The sequence below is a fragment of the Thiohalorhabdus sp. genome, assembly GCF_036628635.1.
In the GTDB taxonomy this organism is placed as follows: Bacteria; Pseudomonadota; Gammaproteobacteria; order Thiohalorhabdales; family Thiohalorhabdaceae; genus Thiohalorhabdus.
This window is the reverse complement of record NZ_JAZKRM010000070.1, coordinates 1-7741: the sequence shown is the minus strand read 5'-3', so window position 1 is coordinate 7741 and position 7741 is coordinate 1. Positions and strand designations below refer to the sequence as shown.

8 protein-coding genes are annotated in these 7741 nt (G+C 66.1%); all 8 read left to right on the top strand.

What is annotated here, in order from left to right; all coding sequences use genetic code 11:
* On the top strand, positions 1–1091 hold a 1091-nt coding region (locus tag V5A19_RS13155), incomplete at its 5' end, for an MraY family glycosyltransferase (protein ID WP_332319801.1).
* Between the two features lie 59 nt (positions 1092–1150).
* Positions 1151–1378, top strand: coding sequence for a hypothetical protein (locus V5A19_RS13150; protein WP_332319802.1), 228 nt, complete (start codon positions 1151–1153; stop codon positions 1376–1378).
* Entirely contained in the window at positions 1378–1818 is a 441-nt protein-coding gene (locus V5A19_RS13145; protein ID WP_332319803.1) for a type II toxin-antitoxin system VapC family toxin, read from the top strand. The genes V5A19_RS13150 and V5A19_RS13145 overlap by 1 nt, the downstream gene beginning before the upstream one ends.
* Positions 1819–1984: 166 nt before the next feature.
* Complete coding sequence (locus V5A19_RS13140; RefSeq protein WP_332319804.1) at positions 1985–3424, top strand: mannose-1-phosphate guanylyltransferase/mannose-6-phosphate isomerase; 1440 nt, start codon at positions 1985–1987, stop codon at positions 3422–3424.
* Positions 3425–3460: 36 nt separating this feature from the next.
* Positions 3461–3826, top strand: coding sequence for a four helix bundle protein (locus V5A19_RS13135; protein WP_332319805.1), 366 nt, complete (start codon positions 3461–3463; stop codon positions 3824–3826).
* 28 nt (positions 3827–3854) lie between these two features.
* Positions 3855–5204, top strand: coding sequence for a phosphomannomutase CpsG (locus V5A19_RS13130; RefSeq protein ID WP_332319806.1), 1350 nt, complete (start codon positions 3855–3857; stop codon positions 5202–5204).
* A gap of 377 nt (positions 5205–5581) precedes the next feature.
* Complete coding sequence (locus V5A19_RS13125; protein ID WP_332327903.1) at positions 5582–6400, top strand: glucosaminidase domain-containing protein; 819 nt, start codon at positions 5582–5584, stop codon at positions 6398–6400.
* A complete protein-coding gene (locus V5A19_RS13120) occupies positions 6390–7577 on the top strand; it encodes a polysaccharide deacetylase family protein (protein ID WP_332327902.1) in 1188 nt (395 codons plus the stop codon). Before V5A19_RS13125 ends, V5A19_RS13120 begins: the two co-directional genes overlap by 11 nt.
* Positions 7578–7741 lie beyond the last annotated feature (164 nt).

Below are 7741 nucleotides of genomic sequence, written 5' to 3'. Positions count from 1 at the left end.
CAGGGCTTTCCATGCTCGCTTTGCCTCTCCTTTTTTTAGCGGCCCTTCTGGTCTGTCTTTTCCTGATGCTCCTCTTCCGGCGACCTGCAGTGCATCTGGGCCTGGTGGACATCCCCGGCGGACGCAAGCTGCACGAGGGGCACGTGGCCCTGGTGGGAGGCATCGGCCTGTTCGGCGGCTTCACCTTCGTGGCCCTGCTGCTGGAGCGGGACCTCGGTGATTTCCGGGGCCTGTTCTGGGGCATGGGGGTGCTGCTGATCGCCGGCATCCTGGACGACCTTCGGGAGCTTCGGCCCCGCCACAAGGCGCTGGCACAGCTGATCGCGGCGGGGGCGCTGGTGCTTTGGGGCGGCCTCACCGTCGGCCACCTCGGGGAGTGGTCCGGCCTGGGCCGTTTGGAGCTCGGCTGGCTGGCGGTGCCGTTCACGCTCCTGTGCGTGGTGGGGCTGATCAACGCGGTCAACATGATGGACGGGGCGGACGGCTTGGCCGGGGGCGTCACTCTGGTGATGTTGCTGTGGCTGGTGGCTACCGCAGCGCTGGCCGGGCAGGCGGGGTGGCTTGCCCTGCCGATGATCCTGGCCGGGGCCGTTCTGGGCTTCCTTGGGGTCAATTTCCCCCACCCCTGGCGGTCGTGTGCCAGCGTGTTCCTCGGGGATTCGGGGAGCATGCTGCTCGGTTTCGGCATCGCGTGGTTCGCCATCGGGATCACCTATACCGACGGGACCGGGGTCTCGCCGGTAGCCATCGCGTGGATCCTGGCGCTGCCCGTCTTCGACACCCTGTCGCTTATGGTCCGGCGCCTGAGCAAGGGCCGCAACCCCATGGCACCGGACCGCGAGCACCTGCATCACGTCTTCCAGCGGGCGGGCTTTTCTCTGCGGGGGACGGTCTACATCCTGGTGGGCATCGCCTTCGCCATGGGCGCCATCGGCGTTGCCGGCTGGCAATTGGGGGTGCCTGACTGGGTGATGATGCTGGGCCTGTTGGCGGCGTTCGCGGGGCACCTGTATTTCGTTCAGCACGCCTGGCGCATGGTGCGGGTTATGCGGCGGATGCGGGGGCGAAGGAGCGGTGTGGGGCGGGCTTGATGGGGCTTTGAGGGGGATGCCCGACCAGCCTGCGAGATTTGTGAGGCCAGGAGGTGAGGGTGGAGACCAGCCACGAGCGCGACCGGCTTTTCCAAGTGCTCGACCGGGTCCGGGCGGGGGAGGTGGTGCTTGTCCTGCGCCGGGGCAAGCCAAGGCCCCCGCTGGTGAAGCCTTCCGCGCAGCGTTTTGCCTTTCGTAGCCGGCAGGGCCTGCGGGCAGAGCTGCCCGCGATGCGGCTGAAGAGTGGCGAAACGGTGCGGGACCTGCGTAACGCCGAGCGGTTTTGATGCTGTACGCGGATACCAGCGCCCTTCTGCCCTACTATCGGGGGGAGGCGGCCAGCGCTGCCGTTGAAACCCTTTTAAGGGCGCAGACCGAGCCTGTGGTCATTAGCGAGCTGACCCGCGTCGAATTTGCCTCGGCTCTGGCCCGTTGGGTTCGCATGGGGGAGCTGACCGAGCTCCAGGCCAACCGGATCGAATCCGCGTTCCACGAGGACTTGGCCGAGGGCCGGTTCGAGGTGGCTGCCGTTACCAGTGGGGTCCTTCAACGGGCCAACCATTGGCTGGTGACCTGCCGCATCCATCTGCGGGCCCTCGATTCCATGCAATTGGCCTGTGCCGAGGCGAGGGAAGCCAGCGTTTTGGCCCTGGACGAAGACCTGCTGGAGGCGGCCGAGCATCTCGGCATTCCCGTCCACCGGCTCCATTCCCCGCCTGACGGATAGCCATACCGATAGCCCGGTTCCCGGGACCGTTGGCCACCCGGGTGCCCGCTCGGTATAGCGCCATGTCGGGGCCATCCTGATTCCGGGGCCAGGTCTCGAAGGCTGTCCGCCCAACCCTTGCCCGGTTTAAAATACCGCTTTGGCCATCCCCATCCAGGATATGCCCATGAGCGACGCCCCAGCCCGAATCGTGCCGGTACTGCTCACGGGCGGGTCGGGAACCCGCCTGTGGCCGCTATCCCGCTCCCAGTACCCCAAGCAGTTCCTGCCCTTGGTGGACGATTGGACCATGCTCCAGGCCACGTCTGAGCGGGTGCGGCCGTTAGCACCCGAAGCCGATCCGTTCGTGGTTTGCAACGAGGCGCATCGGTTCCTGGCCGCTGAGCAGCTACGCGAGGTCGGCGCCCAGAATCCCGCGATCCTGCTGGAACCGGAAGGCAAGAACACCGCGCCGGCCCTTGCCCTGGCTGCCCTGGAAGCCGCCCAATCCGACCCGGCAGCCCAGCTGCTGGTGCTCCCCGCCGACCATGTGATCGAGGATCCGGAAGCCTTCCGGGCCGCGGTCAACGCGGGCCAGCAGGCTGCGGACCAGGGCGGTATCGTGGCCTTCGGTATCGAGCCCAGTTCCCCGGAGACGGGGTACGGCTATATCCGCGCGGAGTCCCGTCCCGGGCAGGCCCCCGAGCCGGTTCCCATCCGCGGGTTCACGGAAAAGCCGGACGCGGCTACAGCGGAAGGCTTCGTGGCCTCCGGCGATTACTTCTGGAACAGCGGTATCTTCCTGACCCGGGCGGACACCTATCTGAACGAATTGGGCCGCCATGCCCCCGGGATCCTCGCGGCCTGCCGCGAGGCGGTCGAGACCGCCACCCGGGATATGGACTTCATCCGCGTCGATGCGGCGGCCTTCGCGGCCTCGCCCGCCGATTCCATCGACTACGCCGTCATGGAGCGCACGGAAAACGCCTTCGTGGTGCCGGTGGCCACGGGGTGGAGCGATGTGGGCTCCTGGTCGGCCCTGCACGAGGTTTCCCACCCGGACGCCGACGGCAACGTGGTTCGCGGCGACGTTATCGCCCGTGACAGCCGCAACTGCTACCTGCGCGCCGAGGATCGCCTGCTCGCCACCGCGGGTCTGGAGAACCAGCTCGTGGTGGAAACCGGCGACGCGGTGCTGGTAGCCAGCCGGGACCGGGCGCAGGAGGTCAAGGAGCTGGTGGCCGAGCTCCAGGCGGCCGATCGTCCCGAGCCCGTTACGCACAAGCGGGTCTACCGCCCCTGGGGCGCCTACGAGGGCATCGCCAACGCGGACCGCTACCAGGTCAAGCATCTCCTCATCAAACCCGGTGCCGAGCTATCCCTCCAGCTCCACCACCACCGCGCCGAGCACTGGATCATCGTCAAGGGCACGGCCTTGGTGGAACGGGATGGCGAGAGCTTCCTCCTCTCGGAAGATCAGTCCACCTACATCCCCATCGGTAATCAGCACCGGATAAGCAACCCGGGTAAGATCCCGCTTGAGCTGATCGAGGTGCAGACCGGAAGTTATCTGGGGGAGGATGATATTGTGCGGTTTGAGGATTCTTACAGGAGGACTGAGTATTAAGTAGTTAAGTATTAAGGTATAAAAGAGGGGGTGGTTATGGGATATAACGCTTGCGAAGGACTGGAAGTTTGGAAGCGGACTTGCCAGCTTGCGGTTAGGGTATATAAAAGTCTTGAGGATTGTAAGGACTTTGGTCTGAAAAACCAGATGACCCGGGCATCGGTGTCAGTGGCTTCCAATATTGCCGAAGGGGCGGAAAGAGGGTCAGCTCCTGATTACAAACGGTTTCTCTCTATGGCCAAGGGTTCAGCAGCGGAACTTCGAACTCAGCTGCACATAGGGAAGGCGGTTGGGTTGGTGGAGGAGGCGGCTGCAAGCAAGATGGTCGCCGAGCTTGAAGAAATTTCAGCAATGCTCCAAGGGCTGGCAAACTCCCTGAATCAAAATACCCTGAAAACTTAACTACTTAATACTTAACTACTGAAAACTTATGACACTTTCCTGCTTCAAACCCTACGACGTTCGCGGCAAGGTCCCCGACCACCTCAATCCCGATATCGCCTACCGCATCGGGCGGGCCTTTGCCGAGGAGCTCGGTGCTCGGGAGGTTGCCGTGGGTCGCGATGTGCGGCCTACCAGTCCAGCGTTGCGGGATGGCGTGGTGGCCGGGCTGAACGCCGGTGGCGCCGCCGCCTACGACATCGGGCTTTGCGGCACGGAGATGGTCTACTTCGCCACCTTCGCCCGGGGCCTGGACGGCGGCATCATGGTGACGGCCAGCCACAACCCTCGGGATTACAACGGCCTGAAGCTGGTGGGGGAGGACGCCCGGCCGCTTAGCGCCGATACCGGGCTGACCGCCATTCGGGAGCGGGCCGAAGCCCTCGAAGCCCCGGCAGCCCCCGAGCCCTGGCCCCATCCGCTGAACATTACCCCCGAGTACCTGGCCCATGTGCTGGGCTACGTGGAGCGAGACGTACTGGCGCCGCTGCGGATCGTCGCGGATTCCGGCAACGGTGGGGCGGGGCCGGTGATCGACGGCCTGGAGCCGCACCTGCCCTTCGAGTTCGTCAAGGTCCGCCACCAGCCCGACGGGAACTTCCCCCAAGGCATTCCCAACCCGCTTTTGCCGGAAAACCGGGCGGTTACCGCCGAGGCGGTCACAGACTACGGGGCGGACCTGGGCATCGCCTGGGACGGCGACTTCGACCGTTGCTTCCTTTTCGACGGGGAAGGCCATTTCGTCGAGGGCTACTACCTGATCGGGCTCCTGGCCCGGACCTTTCTGGCCAAGCGCCCGGGCGCACCCATCGTCCATGACCCCCGCCTGACCTGGAACACCATCGAGACCGTACGTGCCGGAGGCGGCGAGCCGGTCCAGAGCAAGACTGGCCACGCCTTCATGAAAGAGGCCATGCGCCGGGTGGATGCGGTCTACGGCGGCGAGATGTCCGGGCACCACTTCTTCCGGGACTTCGCCTACTGCGACAGCGGCATAATCCCTTGGCTTGTGGTGACCGAGCTCATGAGCCGGACGGGGAAGTCTCTGGGTGAGCTTGTCGCCGAGCAGCAGGCGGCCTATCCCTGCAGCGGCGAGATCAACTTCGAGGTGGCCGACCCTCACGGGGTGATGGAGGCGGTGGTGACCGAATTCGCCACCGATGAAGCCATCATCGACCGCACCGACGGTGTCAGCGTGGAGCTCGCCGAATGGCGGTTCAATCTGCGCCCCTCCAACACCGAGCCCCTCCTGCGGCTGAACGTGGAGACCCGGGGGGATTCCCGGCTCTTGGCGGACCGGGTCGCTGCCCTGAAGAAAGCCATTGAGGCTAACGGGTGACCGGGCGGTACTAAGCACTTTTGCCTAGCAGCGCCGGCCTTTCCCGGACCCAGCCCGTCTTTCCAAGCTTGGGCGTTGTCGGAGCCCAATTCATTGGGCGAGCCGTCGCTTCCCCCAACGGCCCGTCCACGGCTCGCCCGGCGGAGCCGGGCTCCTACCAAGCCGGGGTATTGTCGGAGCCCAATTCATTGGGCGAGCCGTCGGTTAGGTTCGACTGCAGTCCACCGACTGGCTGTTCCCGGCGCCATATCGTTTGCTTCCTGCGGCCAAGGTCGCGGGCCGGTTGTGCCGCATCGGGGCCTTTGGGAGGATTTGGGCCATTGCCCGGGCTCGGCGTGTTGGCCTGGCCTGCGGCGGAACCAGCTCAAGAGGTAGCCGTGAACCAGCCCCGCCACTTCCAGCACCCTTGGATCCAGCTGCTCATCCTGGCGCTCATCACTCTGGTGGTGATCGTGTTCGTGGCCATGAGCGGGATGCTGGAGCTTCCCCTCGACCGCGAGATGAAGGAGGGCGAGGCGGTCGGCCAGACCGATCTTCCCGACTTCCGCGAATATTCCGCGGGCGATTCCCGGAAAACCGTCTTCTTCGAATTTCTGAAGCCCATCGTGCGCGCCGAGAACCGCGAGATCCGCCAGAGCCGCGAGCGGATCAAAAAGCTGGCGGCGAGGCTGCGCGAGGGCGACATCTCGGAGGAGCAGTGGGACTGGCTCCGCGATATGGCCCGGCGCTACCGGGTGGACCTGGCCAACAACACCCGCAAGGGCGTTGCCGAGGCCCTGCTGCGGCGGGTGGACGTGATCCCGGAGCCCCTGGTGCTGGTGCAGGCGGCCAAGGAGTCGGCCTGGGGCACCTCCCGGTTCGCCCGCGAGGGCAACAACCTGTTCGGGCAGTGGTGCTTCACCGAGGGCTGCGGCATGGTCCCGGCACGGCGGGCCCCCGGCAAGAGCCACGAGGTGGAAACCTTCGAGTCGGTGCGGGTCGCTGTGGCCAGCTACCTGCGCAATCTCAACAGCCATCCCGCCTACGCCGAAATGCGCGAGATCCGGGCCCGCCGCCGGGAAGCGGGCAAGCCGCTGACCGCCTTCGCCTTGGCCGGCGGCCTCCAGAACTATTCCGAGCAGGGTGAGAAATACGTCAGCGAGGTGCGGGCCATGATACGACGCAATGGCCTGGAGGAGGGCGCCCGTGAATCCTGATCGAATCCGGGCGGTGGGCGCCGGCGGGGCAGGAGCGGCGTCCTCGCCGCGACCGAACCGGTTCCGGCTGATGCCGGTTTCGCCGGCCCCGCTGCTGTGGGGTCTAACGGCATTGGCTGCGGTGGCGGTGGCTGCCGGGGTTGCCATATTGCCGGCCACCCCGGCTGCGGCGGTGGATCACGCCGTCATCCTGGAATACCACCACGTCGGCACCGATACCCCGCCGAGCACCAGCGTCACTCCCGAGACCTTCGAGGCCCACCTCGGCTACCTGGCCGAGCACGATTACCACGTCTGGCCGCTCCCGCGGCTCCTGAAGCGTCTAGAGGCGGGCCGTTCCCTTCCCGAGCGGACTGTGGCCCTGACCTTCGATGACGCCTACGCGTCGGTCTATACCGAGGCCTACCCGCGGCTGGCCGAGCGCGGCTGGCCCTTTACCGTATTTGTGAGCACCGACTACATCGACAAGGGCTACGCGGGCTTCATGGAGTGGGATCAGCTTCGCGAGCTGGCCGACAACGGGGCTGCCATCGGCAACCACAGCCGCTCCCATCCCCATCTGGCCCGTCCCCGGCGTGGCGATTCCCGATCGGCCTGGCTGGAGCGGGTTCGCGCCGAGATCCGGCAGGCCCAGGACCGGCTGGCCGCGGAGACGGAAGACCCCGTCCGCATCTTCGCCTATCCCTTCGGGGAGTTCTCCGCCCCGGTCAGGGAGATGGTGGCGGATCTGGGCTTTTACGGGGTGGGTCAGCAGTCGGGGGCGGTGGGGCCCACCAGCGACCTGACCGCCGCGCCGCGGTTCCCCCTGTCGGGGACGACGGACATGGTGGCTTTCGCCACCAAGGTCCGCAGCCGGGCCCTGCCCGCCGAGGTCCTGGCCCCCGGGGACGGCGTCCTCGAGCCCGACGCCGACAAGCCCGCTCTGCGCCTGCGGATCCCGGCAGGCCCCTACCGGCTGGAGGCGCTGGCCTGCTACGCCTCGGGCCAGGGTCGCATCGAAGTGGAATGGCGGGACCGGGACGCGGGGAAGGTGATGGTCCGGCCCCAAAAGGCCCTGGCCCCGGGCCGGACCAAATACAACTGCACCGCCCCCAGCAGCGAGACCAACGGGGTCTTCTACTGGTACAGCTTCCTGTGGATGAAGCCGAACCCGGATGGATCATGGTACGCCGATTAGGGAAAGCTGGCTGTCCGTTTGATCCAGGCAGGCTTTCCCAAAGGGATCTCCGCTCCCACCGGGCTCGTGCCTGACCGAAGGGGAGGGCCGGTTTCGTTGGAGCCGGGATTACCCGCAAACCGGACGAATTAAGGGTTAAATGAATCGCTCTTCTGGGCTGGACC